Raw genomic sequence first — 16,719 nt, 5'->3', positions numbered from 1 at the left:
TATAACAATTCCTGATAAAATTTTATTCAGTAAATTAAAATGATTTAGATATGCAATGGTTTGGCAAAGGAAGTAATAATGTAGAAGACGGAAGAAGCGGTGGCGGTGGCCGCACGGCTGTAGGTGGTGGTATAGGTATTATAATCGTAGTTTTAGGTCTGTTTTTTGGAAAAGACTTAACGGGTTTGGTAAGCCAGATGCCACTTTCTGCAGATAATAATACAGAGGTTAAGCAGGGGGTTCCTGAAAATGATGCGCAGGCAAAATTTGTGTCAGGTGTACTAGAATCCACTGAACAGGTTTGGGATAAAGAATTTCAGGCATTGGGTAAACAATACGAACAGCCAAAACTGAGACTTTTCAGAGAGGGAGTTCAAACCGCTTGTGGTAATGCTAGTGCCGCAGTTGGGCCATTTTATTGCCCGGGCGATCATAAAGTTTATATTGACTTATCGTTTTACGATGAACTAAAAAGCCGTTTTGGGGCCGCCGGAGATTTCGCTCAGGCTTATGTTATAGCACATGAAGTTGGTCACCATGTTCAAAACTTATTAGGCATTTCAGAAAAATTAGATCAGGCCCGTGGTCGCGTAAGCGAAGCCGAATACAATCGTTTATCAGTTAAATTAGAATTACAAGCCGATTTTTTTGCAGGCCTTTGGGCGCATAATGCTCAAAACTTAAAAGATTTTAGATTAGATGCTGGTGACATTGAAGAAGCTTTAACTGCAGCCAATGCAATTGGTGATGATAAACTGCAGAGAGAAGCTACCGGAGATGTTAAACCAGATTCCTTTACACACGGCACATCCCAACAACGTATGTACTGGTTTAAAAAAGGTTTTGAAACCGGAGATATCAGACAAGGCGACACCTTTAATTCAAATAATTTATAAAAGGCAAAACTTTTTTAAAACAACACTGTTTGTTTACAGTTGCGGGAGATTTATATTTCCCGCAACTGAATTAAATCACATCCCAAGATTCTTATTTGTTTAATAAACATGATCCTCATTGTTGATGACAGGCCTGAAAACCTGATTTCTTTGCAGAAAGTACTCCAGGCGCACAATTTTGAGGTCGATACGGCTTCGTCAGGCGAGGAGGCCCTTAAAAAGGTTCTTAAAAATAATTACGTCTTAATTATTCTTGATGTTCAAATGCCCGATATGGATGGCTTTGAAGTTGCTGAGGCTATTTCTGGTTTTAGCAAAGCCAAAGATACTGCAATTATATTCCTGTCTGCTGTAAACACTGAGCTAAAGTTTATTACCAAAGGGTACATGAGCGGAGGATTGGATTACATCACCAAACCTGTTGATATTAATGTGCTTTTATTGAAAATAAAAACTTTTTACCGCATTTATGAGCAAAGCAGAAAGCTTAATGAAGTACAGGAAAAGTTGCTGGAAGAAATTGAATTCAGAAAGGAAGCAGAACACAAAAAAGATGAATTTATCAGTATTGCCAGTCACGAATTAAAAACACCACTAACCAGTGTAAAAGGATATATTCAGCTGTTGCAACGCAGTTTGAATAAAGATGATAAAACAACAGCTCAAAAGCATTTAGAGAAGGCAAGCATTCAGCTGGAAAAACTAAACGAACTTATTGTTGATTTGCTGGACATTTCTAAAATAGAAAGTGGCAAACTTAAGTTTAATATGCAAAACTTTTGCGTCGATAATATGGTGAGCAACGCCATTGAAATGTTGCAGCAATCCAATCCTGATTTCAAAATCACCAAGCTTGGCAAAACCAGCGAAACCATTTATGGTGATGAAATGCGTCTTGAACAGGTCGTAATTAATTTTATTACCAATGCGATTAAGTATGCTCCGGGCACTAACCAGGTAAATGTAACTACCAATATTAAAGATGGTAAGTTATATTTATCAGTAAAGGATTTTGGCATTGGGATTTCGAAAGAACAACAGCATAAAATATTCGAAAAATTTTATCGGGTAGAAGAAAACAGCAACCGTTTTAATGGTTTGGGAATAGGTTTGTACATCTGTTCGGAAATTATTAAAAGACATGGAGGTATTGTTGGTGTTAACAGCGTACCGGACGAGGGGTCTGAGTTTTATTTTATCATTCCAACAGCGGAAGAGACAATTTTAAAAACACAGCAGGAAGCAACGGTTGAAGGTTAAATAAAATCTGTTTAACCAAATTTATTACATCTCAAAAGCATATTATCTTTAATGAAAACAACTCTTAAAAACAATTTGCGTTTAGGTCTCGGCTTGTCGCTTATCATCCTTTTTATCAGTTCGCTTGCATCCTATGTAAGCATTAAAAACCTGATTAAGAATACAGATCTGGTTAAGCACAGTGATGAAATTATCCTTAACTCAGAAAATATCATTTCTATATTAAAAGATGCTGAAACCGGACAAAGAGGATATCTTTTGACTGGGAATAAAGTTTTTCTGGATCCTTATATCGGTGCCAGCGATACCGCCACAGCAATTTTAAATCGCGTAGCCGTAAATACCAAAGATAACCCTGTTCAGCAGAAGAATATTGCTGCATTACGCGATATTATGGGACGCCGGATGGATATTTTAAGATCAACGGTCGAAATTAAATCACTTGGAGGCGTAGTAGATCCAACTGTTTTATTTCAGGGCAAAACCTACATGGATCAGGCCAGGGTAATTGTGAAACGGATGGTAGCCGAAGAAAAAAGATTGCTGGAACAACGAACCGTCGAATTAAATAAACTAACAGCTTATACTCCGGTTTTAATTTTAATTGCCGCCATTTTAGCCATATTGATTACCCTATTTTTTTATAGAAAGGTTTCTGTCGATTTTGATGAACGGGTTAAATTACAACAAGAGCTGGAAGATAAGAAACGGGAAATGGATACAAGAATTACCGCCATAAAAGAAATTGCTGCTCAAATTTCAAAAGGTAATTATGGTGTGCTGCTGGACAGTGTTTCCGGAGATGATTTAGGCGAACTTTCCGAGTCGCTTAACAATATGTCCTTGTCTTTAAAAAAATCTTTTGATACGCTTGAAGAAAACGAATGGCTACAAACTGGCGTAGCCAATTTAAACGTAAAAATGGTTGGCGAAAAAGACGTTTTCCATTTGGCAGATGATATCATAGAATTTCTGGCGGCATATACAAAAAGCCAGATGGGGGCCATTTATTTATTTAAAGATGATGGATACCTGCATTTAAAGGGCAAATACGCTTTACAAAAACAAAGTTTAGATGAAGTATTAGAAATTGGTCAGGGGCTTATTGGCCAGGTTGTTAAATCGGGTAAACAAATTTTGCTGGACGAGGTACCGCAAAATGATTTAACCATCAGCTTTGCATCTGGAAAAATTAAACCTGCACAATTAATCGTTCTGCCTATTATCAGAAATGGAATTTCTATTGGTGGAATGGAATTGGGTACCATCGGGCACTATAGCCAATTAGAGTTACACTTCTTAAATCTAATTTTGTCTGATGTTGGAACAGCGCTGTTGGGTGCCCAAAACCGACAAAAATTACAGCAATTATTGGAAGAAACCCAGGCACAATCGGAAGAGTTACAAGTGCAGCACAATGAACTTGAGGGCATGAATGCTGAATTGGAAGCCCAATCGCAAAAATTACAAGCATCAGAAGAAGAACTTAGGGTGCAGCAGGAAGAGTTATTACAAAGTAACCAGGAACTGGAAGAGCGAAGCAGTTTGCTGGAAGAAAAAAATGAACTGATTGAAGAACGAAATATTGAAATTCAGCAGAAAGCCGAAGCTTTAGAATTAAGTACCCGGTACAAATCAGAGTTTTTGGCCAATATGTCTCATGAGTTGCGTACCCCATTAAATTCCATTTTACTTTTATCCAGATTAATGGCAGAAAATGAAAAGATGGATCGGGAGTATCAGGAATATGCCGAAGTGATTCAAAGTTCAGGTCAGGGGCTTTTGAGTTTAATCGACGAGATCCTTGATCTTTCGAAAATTGAAGCCGGAAAAATGGAGCTCGACAGGGCTAATATTAAAATTGAGGAGATAACCAGTGGTATGCGCTCTTTATTTAATCCGGTGGCAAAGGATAAAAACCTGGAATTAATTATCGATACCGCTGCAGATGTTCCTGAATATTTCCATACCGATAAAATGCGGTTGGAGCAAATTTTAAAAAATCTGCTTTCCAACGCAGTTAAATTTACCACTCAGGGCTCGGTTACATTAAACGTTACCAAAAATGAGAAACTTAATGCACTTGTTTTTAAGGTAACAGATACGGGAGTAGGTATTGCAGCAGAAAAACAAGCAATGGTATTTGAAGCTTTTCAGCAAGCTGACGGGTCAACCAGACGTAAATTTGGAGGTACTGGTCTGGGGCTTTCCATCAGCCGCGAATTGGCTAAGTTACTGGGCGGGTATATCGATTTAAAAAGTGAAGAAGGTACGGGAAGTATTTTTACATTAACCTTGCCAATCGATAAAAATAAAGGCTTTGAAGAAATTGCTGTAGAAAAACCGCAGGAAACACTTGAGGTTTTACCGAAAAAAGTGAAAGATTTGACCGTTTCCAACATTCCTCAGGAAATTGAAGACGACCGGGATAACATTCAGCCGGATGATAAAGTAATTCTAATTGTGGAAGATGATACGCCTTTTGCAAAAACATTGCTCGATTTTACCCGAAAACGGAATTATAAAGGTTTGGTAGCGGTGCGTGGCGACGTAGGTATAGAAATGGCAAAAGCATTTAAACCTGTTGCCATCTTATTGGATATTCAACTGCCGGTTAAAGATGGATGGCAGGTTATGGAAGAGTTAAAATCTGATCCGGCTACGCGGCCTATTCCGGTTCATATTATGTCTTCTTTGCAGGTTAAAAAAGAAAGTTTATTAAAGGGAGCCGTTGATTTTATAAATAAGCCTTTTGCTTTCGAGCACATGCAGGAGATTTTCTCTAAACTGGAGCATGCTTTAAGCCGTCACCCTAAAAAAGTACTCATTGTAGAAGAAAATGAGCAACATGCAAAAGCACTAAGTTATTTCCTGGGCAACTTTAATATTCAAACAGAAATTGTTAATCAGGTAAATGAAAGTGTTTCTGCCTTACACAAACCAGAAGTTAACTGTGTAATATTAGATATGGGTATTCCGGATAAACATGCCTACGAAACATTAGAAGTTGTAAAGAAAACACCCGGATTGGAAAATTTACCGATTATTATTTTCACAGGTAAAAATCTTTCAAAAGGAGAAGAAAATAGAATTAAACAATATGCAGATTCTATCGTAGTAAAAACGGCGCATTCTTATCAAAGGATTTTAGATGAAGCTGGTTTATTTCTTCACCTTGTGGAAGAAAAAAATAAGGATGCAAACAAAACACCAAAAAAGTTTTCGGAATTGCAGGATGTTTTGAAAGATAAAACCGTGTTGGTTGCTGATGATGATGTGCGGAATATTTTCTCTTTAACAAAAATGCTGGAGCAGCATCAAATGAAAGTTTTAACGGCTATAGACGGAAAAGAAGCCCTTAAACTGCTAAATGAAAATAAAAAGGTTGATGTAGTATTAATGGACATGATGATGCCCGAGTTAGATGGTTATGAAACCACCACTGCGATACGACAGAATATTAAGTACCGGAACCTGCCAATTTTAGCTGTAACCGCTAAAGCCATGATGGGCGACCGCGAAAAGTGTATTGCTGCGGGTGCATCTGATTACATCAGCAAACCGGTAGATATGGATCAGCTGGTTTCTCTTTTACGTGTTTGGTTATACGAAAATCATCATAAATCTTAATGCCCTTAAATTAACATGTTAAAAAAAACAATACTTATTATAGATGATGATAATCGAAACATTTTCGCACTTAAAGCTGTTTTAAAAGCAAAGGGTTTCGATTGTTTATCTTCAACCAGTGCAAAGGATGGATTTGCCATTCTGGAAGAAAACGCCGCAATTGCTGTTGTTTTAATGGATATGATGATGCCGGATATGGATGGCTATCAGGCGATTTCGGTTATGAAAAAATCAGAAAAAATGCAAAATATTCCGGTGCTTGCGGTTACTGCGCAGGCTATGGTTGGCGATAAAGAAAGATGTTTAAGCGCTGGAGCTTCCGGGTATGTATCTAAGCCTATAAATGTGGATGAATTATTGGTTCAGATAGAAGAAGTTACAACATAGAAGTGATTAACGAAGCAATAGATAACGAACAGCTGGAGATACTGCTTAACGATGTTTTAGAAAATCATGGTTATGATTTTCTGGAATATTCACATGCCTCTATCAAACGCAGAATATCCAGGCTCTATGCTTTGGATAATTTTGTAAGCTTTGCGGAGTTTAGGTATACAATAAAATCAGATAAACAATATTTTAAACGTTTTTTAGAAGAAATTACGGTTAATGTGACGGAGATGTTTCGCGACCCTTCTTTTTACCGGGCTTTACGTAATGAGGTTTTGCCGGTATTAGGCACGTATCCGTTTATCAGGATCTGGGTTGCAGGCTGCTCAACCGGAGAAGAGGCTTATTCGCTTGCTATTGTATTAAAAGAACTTAACCTGTTGCACAAATCATTGATTTATGCAACAGATATTAACCCTTTGGTTTTGGAGAAAGCAAAAAAAGGGATGTTCCCGTTAAATTACCTTAAACAATATTCAGAAAACTATTTGCAATCAGACGGGTCTAAAGATTTTTCTACTTATTATACCGCCAACTATTCTTTGGCTAAATTTGATGAGTCTTTAAGCGGAAAAATGATTTTTTCTACACATAATCTGGTATCCGATCACTCATTTAATGAATTTCAGCTTATATTGTGCAGAAACGTACTGATTTATTTTGATAAGGATTTGCAGCATAAAGTATTTAATTTATTTGATAGCAGCATCGAAAAACTAGGCTATTTGGCTTTGGGAAGCAAGGAAAGTTTGGATTTTTGGCCAAGAGCAAAAGAATACAGGCGAATTAAAACAGAGAAAATATGGCGGAAACTATAACGTCAGCTAAGTGCAATGCCTTAATTATTGGTGGTTCGGCCGGTAGTTTAGACGTTTTGCTGGAAATTTTTCCCGGGCTTAATGCTGACCTTAATTTTCCGATTATTTTAGTTACCCATCGTAAATCAGGAAATGAATCTTTACTAAGTGATTTATTACAAAGCAGAACAACGCTGAGGGTTGCAGAAGTAGAAGAAAAAGAAAGGATACTGGCAGGTAAGGTTTATATTGCACCCGCTGATTATCATTTATTGATTGAAGAAGACAAAACCTTTTCTTTAGATTACTCTGAAAAAATTAATTACTCCCGCCCGTCAATAGATGTAACCTTTCAATCTGCAGCTGAGGTTTTTAAAAGCGGCCTGGTTTGTATTTTATTATCAGGTTCTAACGCTGATGGGGTAGAAGGCTTAAAAGCGGTAAACAATTTTGGGGGGAAAGTGGTTATACAAAACCCGGATACAGCGCTGATGCCTTATATGCCATTACAAGCCGTAACAAACATTGAAGACAGTGTTGTTTTGGATGCCACTGAAATGGCAGATTTTATAAATAAATTAATTGATTAGGCTTACAACTGCCCTTCAAAATTAAATGGAAATGGTAACTAAGAGAATATTTATTTTTGATGATAATAAGGATATCCTGGATCTTTGTACCTTCATTCTGGAAGATGCAGGGTATGAAATTAAAACCTCTGAAAGCGCCAAAAATATTGAGCAGCAAGTGGCAGAATATATGCCTGATATTATTTTTATGGATAACTGGCTACCCGATTTAGGTGGTATTCAGGCTACAAAAGCACTTAAAAGGCACCCCGACTTAAAACACATTCCTGTTATTTATTTTTCAGCAAATAATGATATTTCATCACTTGCCAGCGAAGCCGGTGCAGATAGCTACCTGTCTAAACCATTTGATATTTCGGCCCTGGAAGAAATTGTGAAAAAACACCTGAGCTAGCTATTATTTCATTTTAATTTTTACCCCAAATGCGGGTATTTAAATCCAGCTCATTTACAATATCATACATAAACCGGATTACAGAAATATCTTCATTTAAAAGTGCCGGATTTAATAAAGTTTTGAAAACAGGCGCTTCAAAATAATTCCTTTGCAGCGGGAATGCAATATACATTCGTGAGTTTATAAAGGATAATGAAATCGCACTTGCGCTTTTTCGGTTCAGAGAAAATATTCTGTCCATCATAGCCGGGGTTAAAATATAGCGGGCCTCTACCTGATCATTACCATAAGTTACAAACGTTTTGTTAAACTCGGGGTTTTCGAGTAAGATCGCATCCTTATCACCAAAGGAAAAGATGTTTTTAGAAAACCACACACCAAAGGCCGCAGTAATTCCTTTAGGCCTAACAACCGTTACACCGTTAAAATTTTTGTTAAAATCGGCTACAAAAATAATTCCCTTGAATATTTCGTGCCAGTTTACACGACGACCGTCTTTGGTTTGTTCTTCTGTTTTATATTCCGCGTGCACCTCGGCAAAATAAAATCTGGTTTTCCCGGCCTGTCCACTAACCAGGTCTTCAGTATGATAACGGTCAGGATTAGTTGTAAAAAGCTGTGAAGAAACAAATTCATCATCCACTATTCCGCTATATGGTTCAATGGTGAGGCTTTGATCTAAAGATTTTAATGCAGAGCCAATCACATCACGCTTAAAAGCACCTGCGTAGGCCCGCGATTGCTCCGTGATGCGGTAAAGTAAAATTCCTCCATAAATAACACCGCCCAAACCAATCAGTATGGAGGGCATTGGAATACCTAATACTGCACCCAGAATCCCAAATGCTATTCCACTTCCAATAAAAATATAACCTTTGGTTTTTGTAGAAGCAATTTTTTTGCGCTCAACTTCTAACGTTGCCAGTACACTTTGAAAGGCGGCGTTATTTTCAAATTCAGCCTGCATTAACTGTTAAAAAGATCCTTCGCACTAATGTTTTTACGTTCTTCTTCTGCCGTAGCAAGTACCGTTACCGGCTGAAAATTTAACATTCCGGCAAAAATACTTCCAGGAAACATCATAATTGCATTATTGTAATCGGTAACCGAAGCATTGTAGGCTCTTCTTGCCGCTGCAATTTGCTCTTCGCTTTCTGTCCAGGTACTTTGCAGGTTAATAAAATTCTCGTTTGCTTTTAAATCCGGATAATTCTCAACATTAACCATTAAACCTTTAATGCTGCTGCTTAATTGTGCATCAAGTGTAGCACGTTCGGTATCGCTAATGTTTCCTGAGGTTGCTTTTGCCCTCAGTTCTACAATTTTAGTCAGGGTACTCTGTTCGTAAGTGGTGTATTGTTTGACCACTTCTACAAGATTTGGAATTAAATCGAAACGCTTTTTAAGCATTACATCTATGGCAGAAAAGGCGTTGGTTACCTGGTTTTTCTTACCAATAAGCGAGTTATAGATAACAATACCAATGATGAAAAGGAGTCCGATAATAACGATGGCAATGATCATAATGTGAGTTTAATATAGTTAGGTAAATATAATAAAGTAATTAATTAAGCCTAACGCTTTTCTTCTCTTTCTTCCTGCGCTCTTTGTCTTCTGCGTTCGATCCTTTTTTGCTTCCGTTCTTTACGACTCGCTTTTATGGCTTTAAACTTTGCAATATGCTCCCGTACTTCATTCTGCTTTTCTTCGGTAAGGCCAACACTATGCTTAATGCCAATAAAAAGACTTCTCCAGATCAGATTAAAAAATGAGGTATTTGCAGGACGACTGTACACTACATCAGCAGAAATAAATTTGCCGTTCCGGTCAGGATTCTCCGAATTAATAATTAAAGCATTTGCTAAAAAGGAAAGAAAGCCACGTTTAACCAAATGACCTTTTTCAGGGTCATTTCGCATTAAGGCAACAGAAAGATCGTAGTATGAAAAATTTACCTTTCCCTTTGAGGTAGAATCATTTGCGCTGAAATTAAAATCAAGTTTATCTACATAGCCCCGGTTAATTTGTACCAGGCCCAGTGGTCTGGTAATTTGGTTTAGCGTTCTGGCATTGGTGCTGTGCAATACGCCTGCGTAAGAGAAAGCTCCATTTTTTGCCTGCAAATCAAACTTAAAATCAACATCCAGCTTGCCCTGTCCCATTAAATAGGTACTCAGTTTAGATTCCATAATTGGCTGTACTGCCTTCACCTTTTCTATATTGGTGGCATTGGTAATGGTACCTGAGGTATGATCGAACGAAATTCTTCCTTTTTGTTTGCTTTGGTCATCAAATACAGAGTAATTTATATTTATTTCTTTTAAAATGATTTTTTCGACCAAGATTGGGGCTTCCAACTTTTGAAGAAGTTGGTGTGGAAAGCGGCCGATTCTATTTTCTTTTTCCCGTTTTGGAAGGTTGCGGTTATTAAAAACAGATACAAAGCCGTTGGCAATAGCCATTTCCTTAGCCCTTAATTCCTGTTTTTTAATGTATAAAGGTAAATCTATACCGTTTAAAAGAATATCGCTCATTTGGATGTTGAAACGATCTTTCGCATAGCCTGCAACAGATCCAAATTTCATTTCATCATATAAGGGCACTAAAGCAAATTTTTTGATCCTTAATTTTCCTGTCGAGGCCCTGAAATCCAGCTGGCTTAACTTAATATCGTACATTTTATCCGGAGTAGGATAGGTATAATCGTTTAAATTAATCAGCACATCTTTTAACAGGTATAAACGTTTAGGATCCTGCGCTGAAGTAGAATCGATTAATAAATCAGTTAGTGTGATGTTGAGGTCTTTTATAGAAAATATTTCTGCCTTGGGCAGGTTTTTATTGATGTATTTAAAGCTGGCATCTTTAAATAATATGGTTTGAATGCTGAATTCTTTAAGCAGTTTACTAATGAAAGTATAAGGCGATTGTATGGGTCTCGGCGGACGGTTTTCATTAAAATCGAACTGCTTGTTCATCATGGAAACATCGGGCTTATCAAAAAGTACTTCGTCAATTTGTAGCTTATGCTCACGGTATACAGTAAAAGGGTGGAAATTTTTGATTACCAATTTCTTTAGCGAAACCTCGTATAAGTTATTGGGTGCTCTTTTTAAGGCTATCAGCTGGTGATAACGATTGGTATCAGGTGTTATTTTTACATTTCTTAATACCGCATGCCCTGTTAAAATATTGGTTGTAATATTGGTAAAACTAATGGTATACAAACGATCAGTTGATTTGTAAATCAAAGATTTAATTTGTTCGCTGATGGCAGGTTTAGATTTATAATTTAAATACCATGCTATCCCGGCCAGTATGATAAAAAGGATTAGTAGCACAGCTCCAATCCATTTTATTACTTTATATCGGTATCTTTTTTTCTCTGGCATTTAAAAAGTATGGGATTTGATTAGCAATATACATTTATAAACGTATTTGTTAAAGATGTGTTGCTAGTTTTTATCTCTTTTTGCCTGCCTTGCTGCTTTTCTATCGGCTCTTTTTTGTTCCCTTATTTTTTTAGCAATTACCTTTTGCTGTTTTACCGGATCTTTTACCGGAACAATTCCAACACCGGTAATGTCTCTGATGCCGGTAAAAATAGTCTTCCACATCAAATTAAAGAAAGAGGCCGAATTGATCCTTGTATTGGTCATTGTGGCTGTTCTTGGTGCCTCACCCCTGGTCGGATTCTGATCTTTTACCAAAATAGAATTTGCAAGGAATGACAATAAACCTTTTTCTTTGGTGCCTTCGCCATCAATATTATCCGACAGGAGTTTAACCTTTAAATTGGTGTAAAGCATATTTATCGAACCTGTTGCACTGTGTAAATTTCCATTGGCTTTAAAATCTATATGTTGTACCTGGCCGCTTTCTATTTCCACAAGACCCAATGCAACCGATAATGGATTTAACTGTTTGAAATTAAAAGCGCCCAAACTTCCGCTATAACCGAAGGCGCCATTATTTGCCGTTAAATTAAAATCTATTTTTACATTCAACTTACCCGATCCCATCAGCAAACTATTTAAATCTGCATGGGCATAATTGTTTTTAGTCAGCTGGGTACTGTCGTTAGTTACATTGAGAATATTACCCGTTAGATTTTTAAATTCTACGGAACCAATTTTCTTACTTGCCGGATTGTATTCGCCATATTTAACATCAATGTTTCTAATTTTAACCGTATCTATTAAAGTTTGAATGTTTAATCTTTTTAAGGCCATGTGCGGAAAATTCCGGCCTTTATCCAAACCTGGTGGCGGAGGAGACTCCCTGCTCATGAATACTTCTACTTTAGCCGGACCAATTTTTAACGATTTGGCATATATTTTTTGATCATTACTAAGGCCTGTAAAATCTACACCTGCAAATTCAATCCGGTCAAAAGCTAAATTATAACGGTCTTTCTGCACGTTATATTTCCGGGCAAAAGCTAACTCCGGATACATCGGAATTAATTTAAACCCCTTGATATTAATCTTTTTTGAAGCAGCAGAACCACTAATGGTATCTACTTTCATGGTGTACATTTTATCCTTGGTTAAAGACTTATATCCTGCAATTTCAAAAGAAATATCCTTCGTGTAATAAAATCGGGTGGTATCGCTTTGAGAAAGAGAATCCAGCAGAAAATCTTTGATGTTTACATTAAGATGCTTTATAGAATTGATAGTCGTTTTTGAAGTACTTTTATTGATGTAGTCGAAATCAGCATCTACAATTTTTATATTTTTAACGTGGATGGCTTTTAATGTACCGGATATTTGATCGTATAATGTTTTTTCAGGTTCAACAGCATCCGGTTTCTTGGGTACTTTGTTAAAAATCATGTTTATGGAGGGTTTTTCCAGTACAATAGAACCCACTTCAGCATGTTTTTTAAAATAAGCGGTTAAAATACCCACACGTGAAATCTGTAACTTTTTAAGCTTGAGCAGAAAAAGATTAGGTGGCGCTAACCCTTTCATTTTTAAACTGTCAAATACTGCAGAGTCGGGTGTAAGCGTAACCTCGTGCAAGGCTAAACTTCCGGTAATTATATTCAGGTTAATATTTTTGAAATCAATTTTATAAAGATGGTGAGAGCCATTGTAAACACCAGCCTTAATTTTTTCAGTCAGTAATGGTTTCCATGTAGCAGATAAAATTATGGCCGCTACCGAGACAATTAAAATTAAAGCACCTGTTATTCCGGTAATCCAAAGCCATAATTTTTTTCTCTTATTTGTCATTTGTCTGATTTGTTTATCGCTATAAAACAGATTCTGGTAGAAAAGGTTTTTAAAACAATTTTCTCCGAAAAACAAAGTTAATCGTCAGTTTTAAGTAATGATCAGGCCCAAACATGTCAAACTGTCATTTTTAATTTTATTTATGTATTTTTGCAATCCCAAAATCTTTTTAAATAATGATTGATTTACAAGTACAGGATAAGACACACGATGAGGCTCGGCAGGGTGAAGCTTTAATTTTAGATACCCCGGAAAAAGCCGATGGACGTAAATTATATATTGAGAGTTATGGTTGTGCGATGAATTTTGCGGATAGCGAAATTGTAGCCTCCATTCTATCAGAAACAGGATTTGAAACCACCAATGATTATCATCAGGCTGATGTTATTTTTATCAATACATGCTCCATTCGCGAGAATGCAGAAACACGGGTTAGAAATCGCCTATCGCAGTTTGGGGTTGAAAAACGGCGTAATCCTAAATTAATCGTTGGAGTTTTGGGTTGTATGGCAGAACGTTTAAAATCTAAATTTTTAGAAGAAGAACGTTTGGTTGATGTGGTAGTGGGTCCGGATGCTTACCGGGATTTACCTAACTTAATTGAACAGGTAGAAACCGGACATAAAGCGGTAAATGTACTTTTATCACGTGAAGAAACTTATGCAGATATTAGCCCCGTTCGTTTAAACAGCAACGGAATTACTGCATTTATTTCCATTACCCGTGGCTGCAACAACATGTGTTCTTTCTGTGTAGTGCCCTTTACCCGTGGTCGCGAGCGCAGCAGAGATGCACATTCAATTATTGCAGAAGCTCAGAGTTTATTTGATGCCGGTTACCGTGAGGTTACACTTTTAGGTCAAAATGTAGATTCTTACACCTGGACATCAGAAGATGGTACAGAAACCGTAAATTTTGCCCATTTATTAGAACAAACCGCTTTGGTTAGCCCTGATTTGCGTGTACGTTTCTCTACTTCACATCCTAAAGATATTACCGATGAGGTTTTATATACCATAGCAAAATACGATAACATTTGTAATTACATTCACTTACCGGTTCAATCAGGTAATACCCGTGTATTGGAACTCATGAACCGTACTTACACCCGAGAGTGGTACATCAACCGCATTGATGCCATCCGTAAAATTATCCCGGGTTGCGCCATTTCTACCGATATTATTGCGGGTTTTTGCACCGAAACAGAAGAAGAACACGAAGAAACATTAAGCATGATGGATTATGTACAATATGACTTTGCTTATAATTTCACTTATTCGGAAAGACCCGGAACTTTAGCAGCCAGAAAACTGGAAGATGATATTCCTGAAGAAGTTAAAAAACGTCGTTTAGCCGAAATTTTAGCTAAACAACAAGCCCACTCATTAATGCGTTTGAAGGAGTGGGTAGGTAAAACGGTTAGAGTTTTAATTGAAGGAACATCAAAAAAGTCAGATAAAGATTATTGCGGAAGGGGAGATAGTGGTGCGATGGCCATTTTTCCTGTAATTGATGGCGTAAAACCTGGTCAGTATGCAAATGTTTACATAGAAAAATGTACTTCAGCCACGCTGATCGGAAAGATTGTATAGTAGAAAACATTAGGATTGCTAAACACTTTACCTATTGAAAACGGAATAAATGGATACACAAAATATTAAACAGCGGTTCGGCATTATTGGTAATTCGCCATTGCTTAACCGCGCTATAGATATTGCCGGTCAGGTAGCGCCAACAGATATGTCGGTGTTAATTACAGGCGAAAGTGGTAGCGGTAAAGAAGTTTTCTCGCAAATTATTCATCAGTTAAGTGCCCGCAAACATGGTGCTTTTATTGCAGTAAATTGCGGTGCCATTCCTGAAGGAACAATTGATTCTGAATTGTTTGGACACGAAAAAGGGTCGTTTACCGGTGCACATGAAGCACGTAAAGGTTATTTTGAAGTTGCAAACGGTGGAACAATATTTTTAGATGAGGTAGCAGAATTACCATTGGGTACCCAGGCCCGTTTACTGAGGATTTTAGAAAGTGGCGAATACCTGCGTGTAGGCTCTTCTAAAGTTCAAAAAACGGATGTTCGTATTATTGCAGCAACCAACGTTGATGTATATAACCGCGTAAAAAGCGGGAAGTTTCGCGAAGATTTATACTACAGGTTAAATACAGTTCCTTTGCGTATTCCGGCGTTAAAAGAACGTAAAGAAGATATTTACCTGTTATTCAGGAAATTTTCTGCCGATTTTAGCGATAAATACCGGAGTCCGGGGTTAAACCTGGAACCAGAAGCCATACAGATTTTAACAAACTACAGCTGGCCGGGTAATGTGCGCCAGTTAAAAAATATTGCTGAGCAAATTTGTGTGCTTGAAAAAGATCGTAACGTAACCGGACAAGCCATCTTAAACTATATTCCGAACGAAGCCGGCAGCAATTTGCCAATGGCGATTAATTCATCATCAAAAGAAGATTTTACAGAAAGAGATATTTTGTATAAAGTTTTGTTTGATATGAAAAAGGATATGGTAGAACTTAAAAAACTGGTTGCCGAAATTATTCAGCATGGGGGAAACACCGCAACAGTTTTGGCTGATAATCCTCAATATATTAACCAGCTTTACAGAGATGTGGAGTTACCCGCCGGACAGGAACACGCCTTTACCATTCAGCATGCAACGCCGAATAACAACAGCAATAATAATGCGGATTACAATTATGCGCATGATGCAGAAGAAGTGGAAGAATCATTGTCATTGGTTGATAAAGAATCCGATCTGATAAAAAAAGCATTGAAAAAGCATAAAGGCAAGCGTAAATTTGCCGCTCAGGAATTGGGAATATCTGAACGTACCCTCTACAGAAAAATTAAAGAATTAAATTTATAAGGTCGTTTAACTACGAAAATTTCCTTTATCATTATGAAGATTAAACTATTTGGATTACTGATTATTGCTGCTCTAAGTTATTCTTGTTCTTATAAATTTAGCGGGGCGTCTATCCCTCCGGATATGAAAACGGTAACCGTTAGAGTTTTCGAAAATAATGCGCCATTGGTGGTGCCGGGACTGAGCAATCAGTTTACCGAAGCTGTAAAAACCAAAATCCGTAACCAAACCCGTTTAAGTATTGTACCAACCGAAGGTCAGGCTATATTTGAAGGACGTATTACCGGTTATGAAATTAAACCTACTGCATTACAATCAAACAGCACCCCAACAGCTGCGGCCAACAGGTTAACCATTACGGTTTCTGTCAAATATACCAATACCATTAAAGATCATGAGAAAGAAAGCTTTGAAGAAAGTTTTACCCGTTATTATGATTTCCTTAACGGTGCACCTATTCAATCCTTATTGCCTGCCGCAATAGAAACCATTAACAAGCAACTAACGGACGATGTGTTTAACCGTGCCTTTGCACAATGGTAGGGTTGCAATTTTTTAAAGGAATAATTCTTCGTCTGAAATTTATTTAGAGAAAAACTTACAGCCTGATGCTTAGGATAGCATCCTCATCAAGGT

14 protein-coding genes are annotated in these 16,719 nt (G+C 37.3%); 10 read left to right on the top strand and 4 right to left on the bottom strand.

From position 1 onward, the window contains the following. The first annotated feature begins 50 nt into the window (after positions 1 to 50). The 7 genes from ypfJ (at position 51) to O0955_RS03700 (ending at position 7,957) form a co-directional block, all read left to right on the top strand. Positions 51 to 896, top strand: coding sequence for a KPN_02809 family neutral zinc metallopeptidase (ypfJ, locus tag O0955_RS03730; protein ID WP_269426178.1), 846 nt, complete (start codon positions 51 to 53; stop codon positions 894 to 896). Between the two features lie 108 nt (positions 897 to 1,004). After that, on the top strand, positions 1,005 to 2,156 hold the full coding sequence (locus O0955_RS03725) for a hybrid sensor histidine kinase/response regulator (protein ID WP_269426177.1): 1,152 nt from the start codon (positions 1,005 to 1,007) through the stop codon (positions 2,154 to 2,156). Positions 2,157 to 2,207: 51 nt separating this feature from the next. Continuing rightward, positions 2,208 to 5,786, top strand: a complete 3,579-nt coding sequence (locus O0955_RS03720; RefSeq protein WP_269426176.1) for a response regulator — start codon at positions 2,208 to 2,210, stop codon at positions 5,784 to 5,786. 15 nt (positions 5,787 to 5,801) lie between these two features. Beyond that, complete coding sequence (locus tag O0955_RS03715) at positions 5,802 to 6,173, top strand: response regulator (RefSeq protein ID WP_269426175.1); 372 nt, start codon at positions 5,802 to 5,804, stop codon at positions 6,171 to 6,173. A 2-nt stretch (positions 6,174 to 6,175) separates the two neighbouring features. Beyond that, positions 6,176 to 6,994, top strand: coding sequence for a CheR family methyltransferase (locus O0955_RS03710; protein ID WP_269426174.1), 819 nt, complete (start codon positions 6,176 to 6,178; stop codon positions 6,992 to 6,994). After that, positions 6,979 to 7,563 carry a chemotaxis protein CheB gene (locus O0955_RS03705; protein WP_269426173.1) on the top strand — a complete coding sequence of 195 codons (585 nt, stop codon included), beginning with the start codon at positions 6,979 to 6,981 and terminating at the stop codon, positions 7,561 to 7,563. Before O0955_RS03710 ends, O0955_RS03705 begins: the two co-directional genes overlap by 16 nt. Before the next feature lie 31 nt (positions 7,564 to 7,594). Continuing rightward, positions 7,595 to 7,957 carry a response regulator gene (locus tag O0955_RS03700; RefSeq protein ID WP_269426172.1) on the top strand — a complete coding sequence of 121 codons (363 nt, stop codon included), beginning with the start codon at positions 7,595 to 7,597 and terminating at the stop codon, positions 7,955 to 7,957. 13 nt (positions 7,958 to 7,970) lie between these two features. On the opposite strand, the gene O0955_RS03695 is transcribed toward O0955_RS03700, so the two are convergent. The 4 genes from O0955_RS03695 to O0955_RS03680 all read right to left on the bottom strand — a co-directional run bounded on the left by O0955_RS03695 (position 7,971) and on the right by O0955_RS03680 (position 13,200). Next, the gene (locus tag O0955_RS03695) at positions 7,971 to 8,927 is read right to left on the bottom strand and encodes a DUF3137 domain-containing protein (protein WP_269426171.1); all 957 of its coding nucleotides are present in this window, start codon (positions 8,925 to 8,927) and stop codon (positions 7,971 to 7,973) included. After that, on the bottom strand, positions 8,927 to 9,484 hold the full coding sequence (locus tag O0955_RS03690) for a LemA family protein (protein ID WP_269426170.1): 558 nt from the start codon (positions 9,482 to 9,484) through the stop codon (positions 8,927 to 8,929). The genes O0955_RS03695 and O0955_RS03690 overlap by 1 nt, the downstream gene beginning before the upstream one ends. A 50-nt stretch (positions 9,485 to 9,534) precedes the next feature. After that, on the bottom strand, positions 9,535 to 11,352 hold the full coding sequence (locus tag O0955_RS03685) for a hypothetical protein (RefSeq protein ID WP_269426169.1): 1,818 nt from the start codon (positions 11,350 to 11,352) through the stop codon (positions 9,535 to 9,537). Positions 11,353 to 11,415: 63 nt separating this feature from the next. Further along, on the bottom strand, positions 11,416 to 13,200 hold the full coding sequence (locus O0955_RS03680; protein WP_269426168.1) for an AsmA family protein: 1,785 nt from the start codon (positions 13,198 to 13,200) through the stop codon (positions 11,416 to 11,418). Between the two features lie 176 nt (positions 13,201 to 13,376). Here O0955_RS03680 and miaB point away from each other — a divergent pair, with 176 nt between their 5' ends. The 3 genes from miaB to O0955_RS03665 are packed head-to-tail and all read left to right on the top strand — an operon-like array spanning position 13,377 to position 16,626. Then, on the top strand, positions 13,377 to 14,792 hold the full coding sequence (miaB, locus tag O0955_RS03675) for a tRNA (N6-isopentenyl adenosine(37)-C2)-methylthiotransferase MiaB (protein ID WP_269426167.1): 1,416 nt from the start codon (positions 13,377 to 13,379) through the stop codon (positions 14,790 to 14,792). A gap of 49 nt (positions 14,793 to 14,841) precedes the next feature. Next, positions 14,842 to 16,083, top strand: coding sequence for a sigma-54 interaction domain-containing protein (locus O0955_RS03670; RefSeq protein ID WP_269426166.1), 1,242 nt, complete (start codon positions 14,842 to 14,844; stop codon positions 16,081 to 16,083). 33 nt (positions 16,084 to 16,116) lie between these two features. Further along, a complete protein-coding gene (locus tag O0955_RS03665; protein WP_269426165.1) occupies positions 16,117 to 16,626 on the top strand; it encodes an LptE family protein in 510 nt (169 codons plus the stop codon). Positions 16,627 to 16,719 lie beyond the last annotated feature (93 nt).

Source organism: Pedobacter punctiformis (assembly GCF_027213715.1).
Classification (GTDB): Bacteria; Bacteroidota; Bacteroidia; order Sphingobacteriales; family Sphingobacteriaceae; genus Pedobacter; species Pedobacter punctiformis.
The sequence above is the reverse complement of the archived record's forward strand: the minus strand, read 5'-3'. Positions and strand labels throughout refer to the sequence as shown.

What these genes read in the sequence shown, in the direction of transcription:
- ypfJ (WP_269426178.1), top strand. Translation starts at nt 51, where the DNA reads ATGCAATGGTTTGGCAAAGGAAGTAATAATGTAGAAGACGGAAGAAGC.
- O0955_RS03685 (WP_269426169.1), bottom strand. Translation starts at nt 11,352, where the DNA reads ATGCCAGAGAAAAAAAGATACCGATATAAAGTAATAAAATGGATTGGA.
- O0955_RS03690 (WP_269426170.1), bottom strand. Translation starts at nt 9,484, where the DNA reads ATGATCATTGCCATCGTTATTATCGGACTCCTTTTCATCATTGGTATT.
- O0955_RS03700 (WP_269426172.1), top strand. Translation starts at nt 7,595, where the DNA reads ATGGTAACTAAGAGAATATTTATTTTTGATGATAATAAGGATATCCTG.
- O0955_RS03680 (WP_269426168.1), bottom strand. Translation starts at nt 13,200, where the DNA reads ATGACAAATAAGAGAAAAAAATTATGGCTTTGGATTACCGGAATAACA.
- O0955_RS03670 (WP_269426166.1), top strand. Translation starts at nt 14,842, where the DNA reads ATGGATACACAAAATATTAAACAGCGGTTCGGCATTATTGGTAATTCG.
- miaB (WP_269426167.1), top strand. Translation starts at nt 13,377, where the DNA reads ATGATTGATTTACAAGTACAGGATAAGACACACGATGAGGCTCGGCAG.
- O0955_RS03695 (WP_269426171.1), bottom strand. Translation starts at nt 8,927, where the DNA reads ATGCAGGCTGAATTTGAAAATAACGCCGCCTTTCAAAGTGTACTGGCA.
- O0955_RS03705 (WP_269426173.1), top strand. Translation starts at nt 6,979, where the DNA reads ATGGCGGAAACTATAACGTCAGCTAAGTGCAATGCCTTAATTATTGGT.
- O0955_RS03725 (WP_269426177.1), top strand. Translation starts at nt 1,005, where the DNA reads ATGATCCTCATTGTTGATGACAGGCCTGAAAACCTGATTTCTTTGCAG.
- O0955_RS03720 (WP_269426176.1), top strand. Translation starts at nt 2,208, where the DNA reads ATGAAAACAACTCTTAAAAACAATTTGCGTTTAGGTCTCGGCTTGTCG.
- O0955_RS03715 (WP_269426175.1), top strand. Translation starts at nt 5,802, where the DNA reads ATGTTAAAAAAAACAATACTTATTATAGATGATGATAATCGAAACATT.
- O0955_RS03665 (WP_269426165.1), top strand. Translation starts at nt 16,117, where the DNA reads ATGAAGATTAAACTATTTGGATTACTGATTATTGCTGCTCTAAGTTAT.